This is a genomic window from Micromonospora sp. NPDC048063 (assembly GCF_043202855.1).
In the GTDB taxonomy this organism is placed as follows: Bacteria; Actinomycetota; Actinomycetes; order Mycobacteriales; family Micromonosporaceae; genus Micromonospora.
In genome coordinates, this window is sequence record NZ_JBIDBG010000004.1 from 660,578 (window position 1) to 679,538 (window position 18,961).

Genomic DNA, 18,961 nt, shown 5'->3' on the forward strand with positions numbered 1-18,961 from the left:
CCGTGCCGCGGCGGTCAGGTGGTGGGCGCCACCGGGGGCTGCGGGCGGTTCTCCCACTTGGTGGAGAGGGCGATGCCGGTCCGGGTGGAGGCGACGCCGGGGGTCCGGTTCAGCCGCACGATCAGCCGCTCCAGCTCCGCGATGGTGCCGACCCTGGCCTTGAGCAGGAACGACTCGACGCCGGCCATGAAGTAGCAGGACTCGATCTCGGGCATCTGCCGGAACGCCTCGAGCACGTCGTCGGTGTCGGCGCCCGAGTCCTGGATGATCCCGATGAGCGCGGTGACGGCGAGGCCGATCGACTCGGGCTCCACCTCCGCCCGGTACGCCCGGATCACGCCGCCGGACTCCAGCTTGCCGACCCGTTCGTGCACGGCCGGCGCGGAGAGGCCCACCTGCCGGGCCAGCTCGGCGTAGGACAGGCGGGCGTTGCCGCGCAGCAGTTCCACGAGGCTCAGGTCGATGGCGTCCACGGACTGTAGACCCTAGCGGTCCGGGCGTAACGTCGGGCATTCGGAGCGCGTTGAACATGACAGGGTGTAGTCGTTCGCAAACTCACAGTCAAGGGAGTCGTCCGCAGGTAATATTTCCTAACTTCCCACTCAGTGCGTTTTTCGCGTTTGGCGGACAGGCCAGGTCGCTGGTGCTGTAATTGCCATACGTCCCTCATGACGGCTCTGGGCTCGCACCGGCCGGGGGCAGTGTGTTCAGCCGGGGGCTTCGTCGACGCGAGGAGGGGGCTGTGGACACTGGAGATCGCCTGCTGACACCGGGTGAAGTTGCCGCACTGTTTCGGGTTGACCCGAAGACTGTGACGCGATGGGCGGCGGCGGGCCGGATAGGCAGCATCCGGACTCCAGGCGGGCACCGCCGGTTTCGGGAATCCGAGGTGCGGGCCCTGCTTGAGGGTGAGGGCATGTTGGACGAGGCGGAGGACGTCGGCAAGCCGCGCAACGCGGGGCCGGCCGCCTCGACCGGCCCGGGCCCGGCCAACGCGGGAATGTACTGACCGGTGCGGATCGGCGCGCGGACCGGACACCGACTCCGGTCCGCGGCCCTGTGAACCCGGCCGGGCTCAGTCCCGCGCCGCGCCCAACTCACCAGACCAGCGGCGGAACAGGTCGTGCGGTACGCCGAGGGCGTCCAGCACCTTGCCGGCGACGAAGTCGACGAGCTGCTGGGCGGAGGCCGCCGCCCCCGCGCCGTAGAAGCCGGGGCTGGCCGGCAGCACCACCGCCCCGGCGTCGTGCAGGGCGATCAGGTGCTCCAGGTGGCTGCGGGTCACCGGCGTCTCCCGGGGCACCACCACCACCGGCCGGCGCTCCTTGAGGTTCACCTCGGCGGCGCGCTGGAGCAGGTCCTTGGAGAGCCCGATGGCGATGCCGGCGCAGGCCGCCGTACTCGCCGGGACCACCGCCATCCCGCGTACCCGGTAGGAGCCGCTGCTCGGGCCGGCCGCCAGGTCGCCGGCGGGCCAGTGTCGCACGTCGGCGCCCGCGAGATCCCGGCCCAGCCAGGTGGCCAGGTCCTCCGCCCAGTGCGCGTCCCGGAACGGGCGGCCGGTCTCGTCCAGAACCGTCAGCCGGGCGGCCCGGGAGACGATCAGGTCCACCGGCTCCCCGGCGTCGATCAGCGCCCGCACGACGGCCGCCGCGTACGGCGTCCCGGACGCCCCGGAGACCCCGACCACCCATGGTTCCCGCATGCCACCAGCCTGCCTGGTCGCTCGCCGGCGCCGTCGGGCACCCCCCGGACCGGCGCCCGCCCGGGATACCCGCCTCCGGGGTGGTTTGTCCCCGACGAGCGCGATGTCGGCCGGGATCGCGGGCATCCCGGCGACCTGACATGCTGCCGGGACGATTCGCACCGGACGCAGATCGCACGCGGGAGGAATCGGTGATGACCGACGAGATCCTCTGGTCGCTACGGTCGGAGTGCCCCATCCCGCCCCGGCTCTCGCCGCACGCCGACCGGGTGCAGGGCTGGCTGACCGACGACCTGCTGCCGGGCCTCGGCCTGCCGGCCGACGACGGGACGCCGCAACGGCTGGCCCGCGCCGGCGTCGCCCGGTACGCCGGCCGCCTCTACCCGGGCGCCACGGAGTCCGACCTGCGTGTGCTGGCCGCGCTGTTCACCTGGTTCTTCCTGGTCGACGACGCGTGCGACGGGCCGGGCCGGCTCGGCACGGACGAGATCCGGGCGCTGCGCGCCGGCGCGCTGACCCTGCTGCGTGAGGGCCCCCGGATCCGGCACGCCGGACTCACCGGGCCGCTGCGGCGGCTGCTGGTGCGCGCGTGGCGGGAGCCGCGCCGCCGGATGCCGGCCCGCTGGCGGCTGCGCTTCGCCGAGGCGGTCGCCGACCACCTCGACGGCACGTGGCGGGAGGCGGTCAACAAGTCGGCCGGACGCCATCCCGACGTCGCCGAGTACGTCGAGCTGCGGCGCGCCACCTCCGCCACGTACGTGTCGTACCCGCTGGTGGAGTTCGTCACCGGGCGTCCGCTGCCCGACGCGGTGCACCACCACCCGCTGCTGCGCCGGGTCGCCACCACCGGGAACGACCTGGTCTCCTGGTACAACGACCTGGCCTCGCTGGAGCGCGACCGGGCCACCTCGGGTGGGCACAACCTGGTGCTGGCGACCGCCGCCGAGCACGGGGTGCCGGTGGAGACCGCGGTCGCGCTGACCGCCGAGCGCTGGCGGGCGTCGATGCGGCGCTTCGTCGAGCTGCGGGCGGCGGTGCCGTCGTTCGGGCCGGCGCTGGACGAGGCGGTCACCGACCGCCTCGACGGGGTGGCGAACGCCGTCCGGGCGACCGTCGACTGGACGCTGGAGAGCGACCGCTACCCGGGCTCCCGCCCCGAGCCCGCCGCCCTCCGCTGACCCTCGCCGCCCACACCCCGGCCCTCCGACGAGCCCGCCCACGGAGGGGCGCTGCGGCCGGGCGCGGTCAGGGGCGCAGGTCGAGGCGGATCACCAGGTCGATCAGGGCGAAGACGAACAGCGCGATGCCGACGAAGCCGTTGGCGGTGAAGAAGGCCCGGTTGACCTTGCTCAGGTCGGTCGGGGTGACGACCACGTGCTGGTAGCCGAACGCAAGCGCGGTCAGCGCCAGCCCGATCCACCAGGGCCAGCCGAAGCCGACCAGCGCGCCGAACCAGATGAAGAGCGCGAAGGTCACCACGTGCGCCACGGTCGAGGCGTGCAGGGCGAAGCGTCGGCCGTACCGGGCGGGCACGCTGTGCACCCCGATCTCCCGGTCGATCTCCGAGTCCTGGCAGGCGTAGATGAGGTCGAAGCCGCCGATCCAGAGCCCGACGGCCGCGCCGAGCAGCCAGGCGGGCCACGAGCCGTCGAGGGTGCCGGTGACTCCCAGCCACGCGCCGACCGGGCCCACCGCCTGGGCGACCCCCAGGATGGCGTGCGGCCAGTTTGTAAACCGCTTGCCGTACGGGTAGACCACCAGCGGCACCACGGCGAGCGGCGCGAGCACCAGGCAGAGCGGGTTGAGCAGGGCGGCGGCGGCGAGGAAGACCACGAGCGCGACCGCCGCGCCGGTCCAGGCCGTCCGCACGCTGACCGCCCCGGTGACCAGCTCCCGGGAGGCGGTACGCGGGTTCCGCGCGTCGATCCGCCGGTCCAGGATCCGGTTGGCCGCCATGGCGAACGTCCGCGCGCCCACCATCGCCACGGTGATCAGCAGCAGGTCCCCCCACCGCACCCGCCCCCCGTGAACCTGCATGGCGGTCAACGCCGACAGGTACGCGAACGGCAACGCGAACACGGAGTGCTCGATCGCCACGAGCTTGAGGAAGGACTTGACCCGGCCGGGACGCTCCACCGGCTCGGCGACGGCGGTGGCCATCAGATGCCGTACTCCTTCCAGCGCTTGTCCACCAGGGAGACGACCTCGGGGGCCATCCGCATCTCCTCCGGCCAGCCCCGGGTGTAGCCCTCCTCGGGCAGCTTGCGGGTCGCGTCGACGCCCGCCTTGCCGCCCCAGAACTGCTGGTAGGACGCGTGGTCCAGGTGGTCCACCGGGCCCTCGGTGAGCAGCAGGTCGCGGGCGTAGTCGACGTTGCCGAAGGCGCGGAAGGCGACCTCGTTGTAGTCGTGGACGTCGCAGTCCTCGTCGACGATCACGATCAGCTTGGTCAGCGACATCATGTGCGCGCCCCAGATCGCGTTCATGACCTTCTGGGCGTGCTTCGGGTAGCGCTTGCGGATCGACACGATCGCGCAGTTGTGGAAGACGCCGGCGGCTGGCAGGTCGTAGTCGACGATGTCCGGGATCAGGAAGCGCAGCAGCGGCGCGAAGATCCGCTCGGTGGCCTTGCCGAGGCCGTGGTCCTCCTGCGGCGGCTGCGACGTGACGATCGAGTGGTAGACCGGGTCGCGCTGCATGGTCAAGCACTCGATGTGCATCACCGGGAACGACTCGACCGGCGTGTAGAAGCCGGTGTGGTCGCCGAACGGGCCCTCCGGCAGCCGCTCGCCCGGCTCGAGGTAGCCCTCCAGGACGACCTGCGCGTGCGCCGGCACCTGGAGCGGGACCGTCAGGCAGTCCACCATTTCGACCCGCTCGCCGCGCAGGTACCCGGCGAACAGGTATTCGTCGATGTCGGCGGGGAGCGGCGCGCTGGCCGCGTAGGCGACCGCAGGATCGGCGCCGATGGCGATCGCCACCGGCAGGCGCTGCCCCAGCCGCTCGGCGACCGCGTGGTGCGCCGTGGAGTTCTTGTGGATCTGCCAGTGCATGCCGATGGTGTTCCGGGAGTGCTGCTGCAACCGGTACAGCCCCAGGTTGCGCTTGCCGGTCTCGGGGTGCTTGGTGTGGGTCAGCCCGAAGTTGTGGAAGATCCCGCCGTCGCCCGGCCAGACCTGGAGGCCGGGCAGCCGGTTCAGGTCGACGTCGTCGCCCCGGTAGACCACCTGCTGGCAGGGAGCGGTCTTGACCTTCTTCGGCGGCATCGACTTGAGCTGCATGACCTTGCCGAGGCCGTCCATCATCCCGGAGAGGCCCATCGGCAGCTCCGGCTTGAGCATGTTGCCGATCCGCTCGCCGACCTCGTCCAGCGACTCGACGCCGAGCGCCATCGCCATCCGCTTCTCGGTGCCGAAGAGGTTGATCGCCACCGGCATCTCGCCCCGGGTCGGCCGCTCGAAGAGCAACGCGGGGCCGCCCGCGCGGACCGTCCGGGTGACGACCTCGCTGATCTCCAGGGTGGGATCGACGGGGACGCTCACCCGCCGCAGCTCGCCCGCGCGCTCCAGCGCAGCGAGGAAGTCCTTCAGATCGTTGTACGGGAAGCCACGAGCCGCCATGCCTGCCAGTCTCCCGCACCGGCACCCCGGCCACCCCAGCCGGGTCGGGTGATGTCGACTGCGCCATGTGCGTTCCGCCACACCGACCACCGGCGGCGAACGTGTGGGTGCCCGGCGACAGCATGCGTGGGCTGACCGGTGGTCGGTCCTGCCGTCACCCGGCGGGCTGCCAGGCGTACGCGGCCACGGGTGGGTCGAGCGGCGCGCCGGTGAGCCGGTTGGCGAAGGTGGAGATGGTGTACGTCCCCACGCCGAGCACCACGTCCAGGGCGTGTCGGGGCTGGTAGCCGGCCGCCAGGAAGGCGCGGGTCCCCTCCTCGGGCACCGCGCCCCGGTGGTCGAGCACCGCGACGGTGAAGCGCCGCAGCGCCTCCAGCCGGTCGTCGGGCAGCGGCGTGCCGGCGCGCAGCGCCTCGATCAGCTCGGGCGCGGCGCCGTGCCGGGTCAGCGTGGCGGTGTGCATGGCCACGCAGAGGTGGCACTCGTTGCGGGTGGCGACGGTCAGCACGACCACCTCCCGCTCGACCGGGCCGAGCGCGCAGCCCTCGAAGATGCCGTTGACGGTGAGGAACCCCTTGAGCAGTTCCGGGGACTCGGCCATGAGGCCGACCGCGGCGGGCAGGTGGCCGAGCGTGCGGCGTACGCCTTCGATGGTCGGGCGCGCGGCGGCGGGGGCGGTCTCGGGGGTGTGGGGCGTGAAGACGGGCACGGGGTGACCTTTCGTCGGGAGCAACTGGCGTCGCCGGGCGCGGCAGGGCGGAACGGCGCCGGCGGTGACGTACGATCGTCAACGTGGTTGTCCAAATGGTAAACGTGGTTGTCGAACATGGCAACTGACCCCGATCGACCCGGCTTCCTGCTGCCCCTGCTGCTGCTCGCCGGCTTCCGTACGCTCATCGACGACCTGCACGCGGAGCTGGCCCGGCAGGGGCACCCGGAGCTGCGGCCACTGCACGGCTTCGTGCTCCAGGCGGTCGGCGCCGACGGCACCACCGCGACCGAGCTGGGCCAACGGTTGGGAATCTCCAAGCAGGCGGCCGGCAAGACGGTGGACCGCCTGGTCGCCCTCGGCTACCTCGAACGGGCCGACGACCCCCGCGACGCCCGGCGCAAACTGGTCCGGATGACCCCGCACGGTCTCGACGGACTGCGCCGCTCGGCGGTGGTCTTCGAACAGCTCCGGCAGCGGTGGGCCGACACCCTCGGCCCGGAACGGGTCGCCGCGATGGAAGACGACCTGCGGGCGGTCGCCCCGGCCAACCTGTTCCGCCTGGACGTGCCCGGCTGGTTCGGCGGCTGACCCGACCCGTCGCCAGCGACAAATGTCACCGGCGCTGGCCCGGCGTCGACCCGGCGGTGCACGGTGGACGCATGTCGGACGCGTACGTCGTGGGCGACCCGGACGGGCTGTCGCCGCTGCTGACCGAGGTGCGGGATGCGATCGCCCGCGAACTGCACGCCCAACTCGCGCTACGCGCGGAGCGGATCGAACTCGCCGACGTGCCGGAGATCGCCTACCAGGCCGCCCTGCGGGTGGACGAGACCCTCCAGTGCCGCCGGGTCGGCTCGTCGAGCGACCGCCAGTCGCCCGAGTAGAGCCGGGCCGGCTCGACCAGGATCGTCGGAAGCAATTCGTAGAACCACACTTCCTATAAGTGTGGTTCTACGAGATGCGGTAGCGGCTAGTCGAGGCCGCCGTAGGAGTGCAGGCCCTCGAAGAAGATGTTCACCCCGAACAGGTTCATCAGCATGGTGAGGAAGCCGACCACGGCCAGCCAGGTGGCCACGTTCCGCTTCACGCTCGGGGTGGCCCGGGCATGCAGGTAGCCGGCGTAGATCACCCAGGAGATGAACGACCAGGTCTCCTTCGGGTCCCAGCCCCACGGCCGGCCCCAGGCCGCCTCGGCCCAGATCGCCCCGGCGATCACCGCGAAGGTGAAGATCGGAAACGCGAAGGCGTGCAGCACGAAGGTCAGCCGCTCCAGGGCGGCCGCCGCCGGCACCCGCTTCGCCAGGGTGTACGGGAAGCTCCGCCTGCCCTGCTCGTAGCCGGAGCGCATCAGGAACGCCACCGCAGGAACCGCGCCGAGCAGCAGGATGCCGGAGGCGAAGATGACCGTCGAGACGTGGATGAGGAACCAGTACGAGTTGAGCGCCGGCACGAGCGGCACGATCGGCACGTAGAGCACCAGCTCGGCGGTCGCCAACAGCAGCACCATCACCAGCGACAGGAACAGCCCCAGGCGACGCAGCATCGGCAGCTTCCAGAGCACCACCAGCCAGGCGGCGGCGCCGATCCACGTGACCGTGAGCACGAACTCGTACATGTTGCCCCAGGGCATCCGGTCGGCGGCGACACCGCGGGCGACCAGTGCCCCGAGGTGCAGCAGCACGCCGAGCGCGGTGAGGCCCACCGCGATCCGGCCGGCCAGCCGGGCCCGATGCGCGGTGCGCTCGGCGGCGGTCGGGCCGCTCGCCACCGGCTCGGGCGAGACGCTGCCGCCGGCCGCGCCGACGCCGGCCCCGACCAGCTCGCGGGTGGGCGCCGCGACGCGGGCGCGGGCGTTGCCGAGCGCGTACTCGACGGCGTGGCTGATCATCGCGACCAGGTACGCCAGGATCGCGAACGACACCAGCTGGTCGGAGAGTGCGGACATCACTCGGCTCCTTCTCGCGATCCGGCCCGCCCGTCGCCGGCGCGACCACCCGGCCCCCCGTCGCCGCTGACCGCGGCGACGAGCTGCGCGAACTCGTCGGCGAACCCTGGATTGTCGGTGCGCGGCAGGCCACCGGCCTCGACCAACCTACTACCGCCCGTCGGAGATCCACCCGCGGGGTCTGTCGGCAACACCCGGAAGAAGACCCGGCGGCGCCGGCCGAACAGCGAGCCCATCAGCCCGACCAGCAGCACCCCGGAGCTGACCAGCAGCAGCGTGGAGCCCGGGTCGTACCGGACCGACAGGGTGATGTACGGCAGGCTGTCCAGGAACTCGACCTTGGTGCCGTCGTCCAGCGTCCAGGTCTCGCCCTTGCGGAGCAGCTTCGTGCCGACCTCCTTCACCTTGCCGGCCCGCACCTGCCGCTGGTCCAGCTCGTAGATCGAGCCGGGGATGCCCGCGTCCAGCCCCAGGTTGCCCCGGTAGGCGACGAGGTTCAGCGCCGGGTTGCGCTCGGTCGGGTACTCGGAGCGCGCGAACGGCGCCGAAGCCGGCGCGGTCGGCAGGTAGAGACCGGAGAAGGCCATCTGGAGGTCCGGGTCCCGGCTGCCGGTGGCCGGGTCGACGTTGGCGTCCGGGAAGGCCGCCAACCCCTCGCTGGTCAGCCCGATGTCGCCGGTGGTCAGGAACGGCACGGCGCTGGTCTGGCTGCGGCCGAACCGGTCGGTGTAGCGAATCACCGGGGCGTAGCCGTGGCCGAGCAGGTAGACGTTCGCGCCGTCGAGGCGCAGCGGGGAGTTGACCGAGAACTCCGCCTGCCGCTGCTCGCCGCCGTCCTCGTCGACGGTCACCTTGGCGTTGAAGAACTCCGGCTGGCCGGTCTCCAGGAACCGGGCCTCGAAGTCGTCGAGCTGGATGCAGAAGTCGGCCAGGTCCTCGCTGCCGACGCGGGGGCCGAGCTTGCTCTCGGCGTACTGCTGGCGGGTGTTGCAGAACGCGTTGTCCTTGCCGGCGACCAGCAGCTTGTTGCCGCTCCAGCCGTACCAGGAGCCGAGCGCGACCCCGACCAGCACGACCACCATCGAGGTGTGGAAGAGCAGGTTGCCGGTCTCCTTGAGGTAGCCCTTCTCGGCGGAGACCTCGTCGCCGCGGACCACCACGCGCCAGCGCCGTCGGCGCAGCGCCTCGGCGATCGCCGCCGTGCCGCCCTCGGGGGCGGGCAGCACCGCGTGCTGCGGCAGCCGGTCCAGCCGCTTCGGGGCGGCCGGCGGCTTCGACCGCAGCGCCCGGACGTGGTCACGCAGGCGGGGGGTGATGCAGCCGATCAGCGAGGTGAACAGCAGGAGGTAGATCGCGGAGAACCAGACCGAGCCGAACGCCTCGAAGGCACCGATCCGGTCCAGCACCCGGGCCATGTCGGGGTGCTCGGTGAAGTAGTCCCGCACGTCCTCCGGGTTGACCCCGCGCTGCGGCAGCACCGAGCCGGGGATGGCGGCGATCGCGAGCAGGAACAGCAGCACCAGCGCCGTACGCATGCTGGTGAGCTGCCGCCACGAGTTGCGCAGCAGGGCCAGCAGCCGGTTGGGGCGACGCCGGGGCGCCTCGGCCGGCGTCGCCGGCCGCTCGTCCACGACAGTCATCAGATGCTCACCTCGCCCACCCCGACGGTGGTCTGCAACCAGATCACGAAATTCGTCCACCCGCCGGTGACCAGCGCGAGGCCGATCAGGATCAGCAGGGCGCCGCCGACCCGGGTGATCCAACGGCTGTGGCGCCGAACGGCGCGGAAGACCCCGAGCAGGCGCTGGAAGCCCAACCCGAAGACGACGAAGGGTATCCCCAGCCCCAGGCAGTACGCCACGGCCAACACCACGGCGCGGTCGGTCTGCCCCTCGACGGCGGCCATGCCGAGCACCGCGCCCAGCGTCGGTCCGACGCAGGGCACCCAGCTGAGCGCGAAGACCGCGCCGAACACCGGGGCGCCGAGCAGCCCGGCGGCGGGCAGCCGGTGGATCCGGAACTCCCGCTGCAGCCCGGGGACCACCCCGACGTAGCCCAGGCCGAGCACGACGATCAGCGCGCCGATGACGATCTCCAGCGTGCGCTCGTACTCGAAGAAGACCCGGCCGACGCCGGCGAAGAGGATCGCGGTGGCGGTGAAGACGACGGTGAAGCCGGCGATGAACAGCAGCGTGCCGGCCAGCACCCGGCCCTTCACGGCGGCGGCCGGCGCGGTGCGCTCCCGCACCGCCACCCCGCCCCCGGTGTTAGGAAGGGCCCCTTCCTCTACCGAATCCGTTAACGGGGTGCCCTTCCTTACCCGAGGGCGCCGGCCCTCCAGGTCCGCCCCGGCGAGGCCGGTGACGTACGACAGGTAGCCCGGCACCAGCGGGAGCACGCACGGGGAGAGGAAGCTGACCAGGCCGGCGAGCGCGGCCGCGCCGATGGCGAGCAGCAGCGGACCGGACTGGGCGAGTTCCCGGAACGTCTCGCCCATCAGCGGGAACCGTTGGGGGCGGGCTGCTCGGCCGCGATCCGCTCGACGATGGGCTGGAGGCCCTCCTGCCTCACCGCCGCGCGGATGACGGCGGCGATCCGGCCGTCCCGGTCGAGCACGATGGTGGCCGGGATGGTGTTCGGCGGGATGTCCAGGGCGAGCGCGACCCGGCTGGGCGGATCGAACAGGCTCGGGTAGGTCACCCCGAACCGCTCCTCGAAGGCGATGGCCTTGTCCCGGCTGTCCTGGATGTTGACGCCCAGGAAGGCGACCCCGGAGCCCTTGGTCGCCTGGTAGGTGTTCTCCAGGTCGTCCGCCTCGGCCCGGCACGGGTTGCACCACGAGCCCCAGAAGTTGACCACGACGACCTGGCCGCGGTCCTTCGCCACGTCGTGGCTGCCGCCGGTGAGCAGCTCGCCGGAGATCTTCGGGGCCGCGGAACGCTCGTCGGGCGCGCACTCGATGACGCCCTCGGAGTTGGTGCCGCAGGCGTCCTCCCGACTCTGCGAGGAGCAGCCGGCCAACGCCACCGTCGTGACGGCGGCGAGCAGACCCGCGGTCCACCTCCGGGCGTTCATCAGGCCCCCTTGGCCGTCCGGGCGGTCGCCGACATCGCGATCAGGTGCGCGGCCGGCTCGGAGTAACCGATGCCGACCACCTTGGCGCCGTCGAAGTGGAAGGAGGTGAGGCTGGCCAGCCCGCACTGACGCCGACGCGGGTCGTGCCAGAGCCGCTTGCGCTCGACGTGGCGGCGCAGCGTCCAGATGGGGAGCTGGTGCGAGACGAGCACGGCCTCGCGCCCCTCGGCGGCCACGCGGGCGGCGTGCAGGGCGGCGAACATCCGCTCCGCGATCGCGCGGTAGGCCTCGCCCCAGGACGGGGTGACCGGGTCCCGCAGCACCCACCAGTTGCGCGGGTCGCGGAACGAGCCGTCGCCGGGCGAGACCTTCTTGCCCTCGAACCAGTTGGCGCTCTCGATGAGCCGCTCGTCCACGCCGACCGGCAGCCCGAACTGCCCGGCGATCGGCTCGGCCGTCTGCTGGGCGCGTTCCAGCGGGCTGGCCACCACGTGCACGACCTCCCGCTCGGCGAGCCCCTGCGCGGCGGCCTTGGCCATCTGCACGCCGAGCTCGGAGAGCCGGAAGCCGGGCAGCCGGCCGTAGAGGATGCCCTCCGGGTTGTGCACCTCGCCGTGCCGCAGCACGTGGACCACCGTCTTGCTCACCGCTGCGCCCCCTTCGTTCGCGACTGCGGGGCTCGCAGACCCGGCTCACTCCTCGCGCTCACCGCAACGCCCTTCGTTCGCGACTGCGGGGCTCGCAGACCCGGCTCACTCCTCGCGCTCACCGCTACCCCCCGTGACCCGCCGCTGCCGCCGCGTTGGCCGCCGCCGGCAGGGCGGCGGCGATCTGCTCCAGAGCGGCGTCGTCCAGTGCCGCCGACACGAACCACGCCTCGAACGCGCTCGGCGGCAGGTAGACGCCGCCGGCGAGCATCGCGTGGAAGAACGCCTTGAAGGCCGGCACCTGCTGGGTGCGGGCGCTGTCGTAGTCGACCACGTCGGCATCGGTGAAGAAGATCGAGAACATGCTGCCCGCGTACGACAGCCGGTGCGGGACCCCGGCGGCGGCGAGCGCGTCGGCGGCGAGCTTGCTCACGACGGCGGCCGTCTCGTCGAGCCGGCGGTAGAGCGCGTCGTCGGCCAGCCGCAGGGTGGCCAGGCCGGCGGCGCAGGCGAGGGGGTTACCGGAGAGCGTGCCGGCCTGGTAGACGGGCCCGGCGGGGGCCAGTCGCTCCATGATCTCCGCGCGCCCGCCGAACGCCGCGGCCGGCAGCCCACCCCCCATGACCTTGCCGTACGTCCACAGGTCGGCGTCGGAGGCGTCGAGGCCGTGCCACCCGGCGCGGGAGACCCGGAACCCGGTCATCACCTCGTCGACGATGAGCAGCGCGCCGTGCGCGTGCGCGATCCGGGCGAGCTGCTGGTTGAACCCGTCGCGCGGGGCGACCACGCCCATGTTGCCGGCGGCGGCCTCGGTGATGATCGCGGCGATGTGCTGGCCCTCGGCGGCGAACGCCTGCTCCACGGCGGCGACGTCGTTGTACGGCAGCACGATCGTGTCGCCCGCCGCCGCTCCGGTCACGCCGGGCGAGTCGGGCAGGCCGAGGGTGGCCACGCCCGAACCGGCGGCGGCCAGCAGCGCGTCGGAGTGCCCGTGGTAGCAGCCGGCGAACTTGACGATCCGGGGGCGGCCGGTGAAGCCCCGGGCCAGCCGGATCGCCGACATGGTGGCCTCGGTGCCGGAGTTGACCAGCCGGACCTGCTCGACCGGGGTGCGGTCGACGATCTCGGCGGCCAGCTCGACCTCGCCCGGGGTGGGCGTGCCGAAGCTGGTGCCCCGGGCGGCGGCGGCCCGGATCGCGTCCACCACCTCGGGGTGCGCGTGGCCGAGGATCAGCGGGCCCCAGGAGGAGACCAGGTCGACGTAGCGCCGGTCGTCGGCGTCGTAGAGCCAGGGCCCCTCCCCCCGGACCATGAAGCGCGGGGTGCCGCCGACGGCACGGAAGGCGCGCACGGGGGAGTTCACCCCGCCGGGCACGATGGCCTTGGCGCGGTCGAACAGGGCCTCGGAGGCCGGCGCGTCGGCCGGGTAACGGCCGGATCCGGCGGGAAACATATCGGTCACGATGCCGCCATTGTGTCAGCGCCGGGCGGCGAATCGGCAGGCACCCCGCACCGGGGTTACCAGGCTCACCCGCCCCGACCGCCCGAGCGGTCTCGCCGGGCCCTTCCAGGGCTGCGGGTCGGCGGTGCTCCCGCTCGATGGGTGCGGCACCCCGGCTCGACAGGCCGGGTCGCCGGGATCGCGCTAGGCTGACCCGGTGGATCGTGCCGAACTGTCCATCACGCTACACCGGACGGGCGACGAAGCTGTGCTGCGCCTGGCCGGTGAGATCGACATGCTCACGGCCACCCAGCTGTCGACCGTCGTCAACGAGGTGCTCGCCGATCCGCCGCCGCGGATCGTGCTCGATCTCGGCGGCGTCACCTTCTGCGACTCGCAGGGCCTGGGCACCCTCGTCGTGCTCAGCCGGAAGGCCAGCCACGCGCAGAGCCTCCTGATGCTGACGAACGTCGGCGACTTCCTGCTCCGCGTCCTGGACATCACCGGCCTCCGCAGCGCCCTGATGATCCGCAACGACCAGACCACCGCCTGACCCACTCCCCCACCCCGCCCGCCCCGCCCCCGCCCCGGTGTCGGCCCCGGCGATCTTGCACTTTTGGCCCTTGAATTGTCCGCTTTTACGCTCTTTACCCGGGCAGGAAGTGCAAGATCGGCGCGGGGCCGGGGGGTGTGGGGGTGGCGAGATCGACGCGGAGGGGCCCCGGGGGGAAGGGGCGGAGTGGGTCAGGGGGTGTTGCCCCAGCGGGCCTGTTCGAGAAGGTCGACGGCGCGGTCGCGGGCGTCCGGGTCGTCCGTCCGCAGCATCGCGGTGGCCTCGTCGACCGCGTCGGTGAGCACCCGCCACTGCGCGTCGCGCTCTCGCACCAGATCCGACTGGGCCGCGAGCTGCCGGGTCTTCACCCACAGCTCCACGAATACCGACACCTTGGCCCGCAACACCCACGGGTCGAACGGCTTCGTGAGGTAGTCGACCGCGCCGACCGCGTAGCCGCGCAGCGCGAGCTGGGCGTCCCGGTCCGCGGCGGTGAGGAAGATGATCGGCACGTGCCGCGTACGCTCGCGCCGCTTGATGTGGCTCGCCGTCTCGAAGCCGTCCATGTCCGGCATCTGGGCGTCGAGCAGGATCACCGCGAAGTCGTCGACCAGCAGCTGCTTCAGTGCCGCCTCGCCGCTCTCCACGGCGACGGACTGGACCGGCAGCCCCTGGAGGATCGCCTCCAGCGCCATCAGGTTCTCCCGGCGGTCGTCCACCAGGAGCGCTTTGGCCATCTGGGTCACGAACTCTCCTCGGTTCGGCTGCCGCTGATCCAGGACGCCATGAGTTCGATCAACTCGTCCAGGTCGACGGGCTTGGTGATGTAGTCGGTTCCCCCGGCCGCCAGCGCCGACTCGCGGTCGCCGGGCATGGCCTTGGCGGTCAGGAAGACGATCGGCAGGTCGGCGAACCGGTGGTTGCGCCGGATCTGCCGGGTCGTCTCGTAACCGTCCTGGTCGGGCATCATCGCGTCCATCAGGACGATGTCGACCTCCGGATGCTCGGCCAGGAGGCGGACGCCGTCCGCCCCGTTGTCCGAGTACAACACGGTGAGCCCGTGCAGTTCCAACGCGCTGGTCAGCGCGAAGACGTTCCGGACGTCGTCGTCGACGATCAGCACGGTGGCCCCCTCCAGCCGCCGGGTGGCCGGCGTGGAGGCCGGCTCGGGCAGCTCCGGCGGCGGCATCAGCAGCGACGACGGCAGCCCGGCCCGGGCCGGCGACGGCGGCAGCGGCGCCACCACCGCGTCCGGCGCTAGCACGTCCGGCACGAAGAGGGTGAACGTCGAGCCCTGCCCGGGCGCCGACGACACGGCGATGCTGCCGCCCAGCAGCCGGGCCAGGTCCCGGCTGATGGACAGCCCCAGCCCCGTGCCGCCGTAGCGGCGACTGGTGGTGCCGTCGGCCTGCTGGAACGCCTCGAAGATCAGCGACAGCTTGTCGTCGGAGATGCCGATCCCGGTGTCGACCACCGTGAACGCGATGACCTGTTGCGCGTTGGTCAACGCCGGCACGTCGAAGGCCGTGTTCTCGGGCGCCGGCGCGATCCGCAGCGTCACCGCGCCGTTGTCGGTGAACTTGACCGCGTTGGAGAGCAGGTTGCGCAGGATCTGCTGCAGCCGCTGGGCGTCGGTGACCAGGGCCGGCGGCAGGTCCTTGCTGATCCGCACCTGGAAGTCCAGGCCCTTCTCTTCGGCCTGCGGCGCGAACGCCTGCTCCACGTAGCCGCGGATCTCGTCGAACCGCACCTCGGTGGGCTCGACGTCCATCCGCCCCGCCTCGATCTTGGACAGGTCCAGGATGTCGTCGATCAGCGACAGCAGGTCGGAGCCGGCGCCGTGGATGGTCCGGGCGAACTCGATCTGCTTCGGGGTGAGGTTCTGTTCCGAGTTCTCGACCAGCAGCCGGGCCAGCAGCAGCAGGGAGTTCAGCGGCGTACGCAGCTCGTGGCTCATGTTGGCCAGGAACTCCGACTTGTACGCCGACGCCCGGGTGAGCTGCTGGGCCTTCTCCTCCAGGCCGAGCCGGGCCAGCTCGATCTCGCGGTTCTTGGTCTCGATGTTGCCCTTCTGCTCGGAGAGCAGCTGCGCCTTGTCCTCCAGCTCGGCGTTGGTGCGCTGGAGCTCGGCCGACTGCTCCTGCAACTCGTGGGCGAGCCGCTGGGACTGCGCGAGCAGTTCCTCCGTACGCCGGTTGGCCTGGATGGTGTTGACGGCGATGCCGGTGGTGAGCACCAGCCGCTCCAGGAAGGACAGGTGCAGCTCGGAGAAGGGCGTCACGCTGGCGAACTCGATCACCCCGAGCAGCTCGCCCTCGAAGAGCACGGGCAGCACGACCAGGTCGGCCGGCGGGGTCTCGGCGAGCCCGGAGCGGAGCATCAGCCTGCCGTCCGGCGTCCCGCCCATCCGGATCGTCCGGCGGGAGAGGGCGGTCTGGCCGACCAGCCCCTCGCCGGGCCCGAAGGTGACGTCGTGCCCCCGGGCGACGTAGCCGTACGAGGCGGTCAGCCGCAGCCGCATCACGCCCTCGGAGGTGTCCGCCAGGAAGAACGCGCCGAGCTGCGCGTCGACCAGCGGGGTCACCTCCATCATGATCATGCGGCAGACCTCGCCGAGGTCGCGCTGGCCCTGGAGCAGTCCGCCGATGCGGGCCAGGTTCGAGTCGAGCCAGCCCTGCTCGGCGTTCTTCTTGGTCGTCTCCCGGAGGGTGACGATCATCTGGTTGATGTTGTCCTTCAGCTCGGCGACCTCGCCCTGCGCCTTGACCGCGATCCGCTGGGTCAGGTCGCCCCGGGTCACCGAGGTGGAGACCTGCGCGATGGCGCGCAGCTGGGTGGTGAGGGTCGAGGCGAGCTGGTTGACGTTCTCGGTGAGGTCCCGCCAGGTGCCGGAGACGCCCTTCACCTGCGCCTGGCCGCCCAGCTTGCCCTCGATGCCCACCTCGCGGGCGACGCGGGTCACCTCGTCGGCGAACGACGAGAGCTGGTCCACCATCGTGTTGACGGTGTTCTTCAGCTCCAGGATCTCGCCCTGCGCGTCGACCGTGATCTTCTGCGACAGGTCGCCGTTGGCGACGGCCGTGGTCACCGAGGCGATGTTGCGCACCTGCGACGTCAGGTTCGACGCCATCGAGTTCACGTTGTCCGTCAGGTCCCGCCACGTGCCGGAGACGCCCTTCACCTGGGCCTGACCGCCCAGCTTGCCCTCCGTACCCACCTCGCGGGCCACCCGGGTCACCTCGTCGGCGAACGACGAGAGCTGGTCCACCATCGTGTTCACGGTCGACTTCAGCTCCAGGATCTCGCCCTGCGCGTCGACCGTGATCTTCTGCGACAGGTCGCCCTTCGCGACGGCGGTGGAGACCTGGGCGATGTTGCGCACCTGGGCGGTCAGGTTGGACGCCATCGAGTTCACGTTGTCCGTCAGGTCGCGCCAGGTGCCGGCGACGCCACGCACCTGGGCCTGGCCGCCCAGCTTGCCCTCCGTACCCACCTCGCGGGCCACCCGGGTCACCTCGTCGGCGAACGACGAGAGCTGGTCCACCATCGTGTTGACCGTCGACTTCAGCGCCAGGATCTCGCCGCGGGCGTCCACGGTGATCTTCTGGGACAGGTCGCCCTTCGCCACCGCCGTGGTCACCGAGGCGATGTTGCGCACCTGCGACGTCAGGTTCGACGCCATCGAGTTCACGTTGTCCGTCAGGTCGCGCCACGTGCCGGAGACGCCCTTCACCTGGGCCTGACCGCCCAGCTTGCCCTCCGTACCCACCTCGCGGGCCACCCGGGTCACCTCGTCGGCGAACGACGAGAGCTGGTCCACCATCGTGTTGACGGTGTTCTTCAGCTCCAGGATCTCGCCCTGCGCGTCGACCGTGATCTTCTGCGACAGGTCGCCCTTGGCGACGGCGGTGGAGACCTGGGAGATGTTGCGCACCTGGCTGGTCAGGTTGCCCGCGAGCTGGTTGACGTTCTCCGTCAGGTCGCGCCAGGTGCCGGAGACGCCGCGCACCTGGGCCTGGCCGCCCAGCTTGCCCTCGATGCCCACCTCCCGCGCGACGCGGGTCACCTCGTCGGCGAACGACGAGAGCTGGTCCACCATCGTGTTGACGGTGTCCTTGAGCTCCAGGATCTCGCCCTGCGCCGCGACGGTGATCTTCTGCGACAGGTCGCCCCGCGCCACCGCCGTGGAGACCTGGGCGATGTTGCGCACCTGCGACGTCAGGTTCGACGCCATCGAGTTGACGCTGTCGGTGAGGTCCTTCCAGGTGCCCGCCACGTTCGGCACGTCGGCCTGGCCGCCCAGCTTGCCCTCGGTGCCCACCTCGCGAGCCACCCGCGTCACCTGCTCGGCGAAGAGCCGCAGGGTGTCGGTCAGGTAGTTCATCGTGTCGGCCAGCTCGGCGACCTCGCCGCGCGCCCCGACCGTGATCTTCTGCGACAGGTCGCCCTTGGCCACCGCCGTCGCCACCTGGGAGATCGACCGCACCTGGCCGGTCAGGTTCGACGCCATGGTGTTCACCGAGTCGGTGAGGTCCTTCCAGGTGCCGGCGACGCCGCGTACGTCGGCCTGGCCGCCCAGCTTGCCCTCGGTGCCCACCTCGCGGGCCACCCGGGTCACCTCGTCCGCGAACGACGAGAGCTGGTCCACCATCGTGTTCACGGTGCGCCCGATGCGCAGGTACTCCCCGCGCAGCGGCCGGCCGTCGATCTCCAGCGCCATGTGCTGGGACAGGTCGCCCTCGGCGACCGCCACGATGACCCGGGCGATCTCGGTGGTGGGCCGGCCGAGGTCGTCGATCAACGAGTTGACGGCCCGCTGGCCCTCCGCCCAGGAGCCGTCCAGCCCCTCGTCGTCCAGGCGCTCGGTGAGCCGGCCGTCCCGGCCGACGATCCGGCTGATCCGCCGCAGGTCGAGGTACTGCCGCTCCTGGAGCGAGACGACCTCGTTGAAGGCGTCCGCGACCTCACCGGCCCGGCCCGCCCGTCGGGGCAGCCGGACCTTGAGGTCGCCGCGGCCGACCCGCCGCAGCGCCTCGGTCAGTTCGACGAGGAGCGCCTCGTGGTCGGGCGCGGACGGATCCGCGGTCGCCGACTGTTTCGCCGTGGTCATCATTCCTCGCTCAGCTCGGGGCCACCGACTCCTGCGACGCAGGCCATCCCATCATTGTGCCCGCGACGTCGCCCGCGCCACGTCTGCGCGACCGCTCGCCACGCGCGGCAACCGTCCCGCCCGTCCCGTTCCGCCCCGTCCGCGCGGCGGATC

Annotated in this window: 18 protein-coding genes; 5 read left to right on the top strand and 13 right to left on the bottom strand. The window is 71.9% G+C overall.

Annotation, left to right across the window (positions count from 1 at the left end):
* Positions 1-14: 14 nt before the first annotated feature.
* On the bottom strand, positions 15-473 hold the full coding sequence (locus tag ACGFZ2_RS14830; RefSeq protein ID WP_393257410.1) for an Lrp/AsnC family transcriptional regulator: 459 nt from the start codon (positions 471-473) through the stop codon (positions 15-17).
* A 269-nt stretch (positions 474-742) separates the two neighbouring features.
* On the opposite strand from ACGFZ2_RS14830, the gene ACGFZ2_RS14835 reads away from it, so the two are divergent.
* The gene (locus ACGFZ2_RS14835; RefSeq protein WP_089002465.1) at positions 743-1,009 is read left to right on the top strand and encodes a BldC family transcriptional regulator; all 267 of its coding nucleotides are present in this window, start codon (positions 743-745) and stop codon (positions 1,007-1,009) included.
* A gap of 66 nt (positions 1,010-1,075) precedes the next feature.
* Here ACGFZ2_RS14835 and ACGFZ2_RS14840 read toward each other — a convergent pair whose 3' ends face one another.
* Complete coding sequence (locus ACGFZ2_RS14840) at positions 1,076-1,705, bottom strand: UbiX family flavin prenyltransferase (protein ID WP_393257408.1); 630 nt, start codon at positions 1,703-1,705, stop codon at positions 1,076-1,078.
* 194 nt (positions 1,706-1,899) lie between these two features.
* On the opposite strand from ACGFZ2_RS14840, the gene ACGFZ2_RS14845 reads away from it, so the two are divergent.
* Positions 1,900-2,883 (top strand): terpene synthase, encoded by a 984-nt coding sequence (locus tag ACGFZ2_RS14845; RefSeq protein ID WP_393453547.1) that lies wholly within the window; start codon positions 1,900-1,902, stop codon positions 2,881-2,883.
* A 67-nt stretch (positions 2,884-2,950) separates the two neighbouring features.
* Here the strand turns inward: ACGFZ2_RS14845 and mqnP are convergent, their stop codons facing one another.
* The 3 genes from mqnP to ACGFZ2_RS14860 all read right to left on the bottom strand — a co-directional run bounded on the left by mqnP (position 2,951) and on the right by ACGFZ2_RS14860 (position 6,034).
* The gene (gene mqnP, locus ACGFZ2_RS14850) at positions 2,951-3,865 is read right to left on the bottom strand and encodes a menaquinone biosynthesis prenyltransferase MqnP (protein WP_393453550.1); all 915 of its coding nucleotides are present in this window, start codon (positions 3,863-3,865) and stop codon (positions 2,951-2,953) included.
* Entirely contained in the window at positions 3,865-5,325 is a 1,461-nt protein-coding gene (locus ACGFZ2_RS14855; RefSeq protein WP_393453553.1) for a menaquinone biosynthesis decarboxylase, read from the bottom strand. Before ACGFZ2_RS14855 ends, mqnP begins: the two co-directional genes overlap by 1 nt.
* Positions 5,326-5,479: 154 nt before the next feature.
* The gene (locus ACGFZ2_RS14860; protein ID WP_393453556.1) at positions 5,480-6,034 is read right to left on the bottom strand and encodes a carboxymuconolactone decarboxylase family protein; all 555 of its coding nucleotides are present in this window, start codon (positions 6,032-6,034) and stop codon (positions 5,480-5,482) included.
* Positions 6,035-6,151: 117 nt separating this feature from the next.
* Between ACGFZ2_RS14860 and ACGFZ2_RS14865 the strand changes: the two genes are divergently transcribed.
* Both ACGFZ2_RS14865 and ACGFZ2_RS14870 read left to right on the top strand, forming a co-directional pair.
* Entirely contained in the window at positions 6,152-6,625 is a 474-nt protein-coding gene (locus ACGFZ2_RS14865) for a MarR family winged helix-turn-helix transcriptional regulator (protein WP_393453559.1), read from the top strand.
* 71 nt (positions 6,626-6,696) lie between these two features.
* A complete protein-coding gene (locus ACGFZ2_RS14870) occupies positions 6,697-6,921 on the top strand; it encodes a hypothetical protein (RefSeq protein WP_393453562.1) in 225 nt (74 codons plus the stop codon).
* An 86-nt stretch (positions 6,922-7,007) separates the two neighbouring features.
* Here ACGFZ2_RS14870 and ccsB read toward each other — a convergent pair whose 3' ends face one another.
* From ccsB to hemL, 6 genes are all read right to left on the bottom strand, one after another.
* Positions 7,008-7,982, bottom strand: a complete 975-nt coding sequence (gene ccsB, locus ACGFZ2_RS14875; RefSeq protein ID WP_393453565.1) for a c-type cytochrome biogenesis protein CcsB — start codon at positions 7,980-7,982, stop codon at positions 7,008-7,010.
* Positions 7,982-9,622, bottom strand: coding sequence for a cytochrome c biogenesis protein ResB (locus tag ACGFZ2_RS14880; protein ID WP_393453568.1), 1,641 nt, complete (start codon positions 9,620-9,622; stop codon positions 7,982-7,984). Before ACGFZ2_RS14880 ends, ccsB begins: the two co-directional genes overlap by 1 nt.
* Positions 9,622-10,479: a cytochrome c biogenesis CcdA family protein gene (locus tag ACGFZ2_RS14885; protein ID WP_393453570.1), complete on the bottom strand. Its 858-nt coding sequence runs from the start codon at positions 10,477-10,479 to the stop codon at positions 9,622-9,624. The genes ACGFZ2_RS14880 and ACGFZ2_RS14885 overlap by 1 nt, the downstream gene beginning before the upstream one ends.
* Positions 10,479-11,057, bottom strand: a complete 579-nt coding sequence (locus tag ACGFZ2_RS14890) for a TlpA family protein disulfide reductase (protein WP_393453573.1) — start codon at positions 11,055-11,057, stop codon at positions 10,479-10,481. The genes ACGFZ2_RS14885 and ACGFZ2_RS14890 overlap by 1 nt, the downstream gene beginning before the upstream one ends.
* On the bottom strand, positions 11,057-11,704 hold the full coding sequence (locus ACGFZ2_RS14895) for a histidine phosphatase family protein (protein ID WP_393257388.1): 648 nt from the start codon (positions 11,702-11,704) through the stop codon (positions 11,057-11,059). The genes ACGFZ2_RS14890 and ACGFZ2_RS14895 overlap by 1 nt, the downstream gene beginning before the upstream one ends.
* A 124-nt stretch (positions 11,705-11,828) precedes the next feature.
* Complete coding sequence (gene hemL / locus ACGFZ2_RS14900; RefSeq protein ID WP_393257386.1) at positions 11,829-13,166, bottom strand: glutamate-1-semialdehyde 2,1-aminomutase; 1,338 nt, start codon at positions 13,164-13,166, stop codon at positions 11,829-11,831.
* A gap of 196 nt (positions 13,167-13,362) precedes the next feature.
* On the opposite strand from hemL, the gene ACGFZ2_RS14905 reads away from it, so the two are divergent.
* Positions 13,363-13,698 (top strand): STAS domain-containing protein, encoded by a 336-nt coding sequence (locus ACGFZ2_RS14905; protein WP_393257384.1) that lies wholly within the window; start codon positions 13,363-13,365, stop codon positions 13,696-13,698.
* A 191-nt stretch (positions 13,699-13,889) separates the two neighbouring features.
* Here the strand turns inward: ACGFZ2_RS14905 and ACGFZ2_RS14910 are convergent, their stop codons facing one another.
* Positions 13,890-14,444, bottom strand: coding sequence for a response regulator (locus ACGFZ2_RS14910; protein ID WP_357449459.1), 555 nt, complete (start codon positions 14,442-14,444; stop codon positions 13,890-13,892).
* On the bottom strand, positions 14,441-18,808 hold the full coding sequence (locus tag ACGFZ2_RS14915) for a HAMP domain-containing protein (protein WP_393257381.1): 4,368 nt from the start codon (positions 18,806-18,808) through the stop codon (positions 14,441-14,443). The genes ACGFZ2_RS14910 and ACGFZ2_RS14915 overlap by 4 nt, the downstream gene beginning before the upstream one ends.
* Between the last annotated feature and the right edge of the window lie 153 nt (positions 18,809-18,961).

Bases quoted from the DNA above. Each gene is read 5' to 3' on its own strand.
- ACGFZ2_RS14915 (WP_393257381.1), bottom strand. From the start codon at position 18,808: ATGACCACGGCGAAACAGTCGGCGACCGCGGATCCGTCCGCGCCCGAC.
- ACGFZ2_RS14865 (WP_393453559.1), top strand. From the start codon at position 6,152: ATGGCAACTGACCCCGATCGACCCGGCTTCCTGCTGCCCCTGCTGCTG.
- ACGFZ2_RS14885 (WP_393453570.1), bottom strand. From the start codon at position 10,479: ATGGGCGAGACGTTCCGGGAACTCGCCCAGTCCGGTCCGCTGCTGCTC.
- ACGFZ2_RS14870 (WP_393453562.1), top strand. From the start codon at position 6,697: ATGTCGGACGCGTACGTCGTGGGCGACCCGGACGGGCTGTCGCCGCTG.
- ACGFZ2_RS14840 (WP_393257408.1), bottom strand. From the start codon at position 1,705: ATGCGGGAACCATGGGTGGTCGGGGTCTCCGGGGCGTCCGGGACGCCG.
- ccsB (WP_393453565.1), bottom strand. From the start codon at position 7,982: ATGTCCGCACTCTCCGACCAGCTGGTGTCGTTCGCGATCCTGGCGTAC.
- ACGFZ2_RS14880 (WP_393453568.1), bottom strand. From the start codon at position 9,622: ATGACTGTCGTGGACGAGCGGCCGGCGACGCCGGCCGAGGCGCCCCGG.
- ACGFZ2_RS14890 (WP_393453573.1), bottom strand. From the start codon at position 11,057: ATGAACGCCCGGAGGTGGACCGCGGGTCTGCTCGCCGCCGTCACGACG.
- mqnP (WP_393453550.1), bottom strand. From the start codon at position 3,865: ATGGCCACCGCCGTCGCCGAGCCGGTGGAGCGTCCCGGCCGGGTCAAG.
- ACGFZ2_RS14845 (WP_393453547.1), top strand. From the start codon at position 1,900: ATGACCGACGAGATCCTCTGGTCGCTACGGTCGGAGTGCCCCATCCCG.
- ACGFZ2_RS14855 (WP_393453553.1), bottom strand. From the start codon at position 5,325: ATGGCGGCTCGTGGCTTCCCGTACAACGATCTGAAGGACTTCCTCGCT.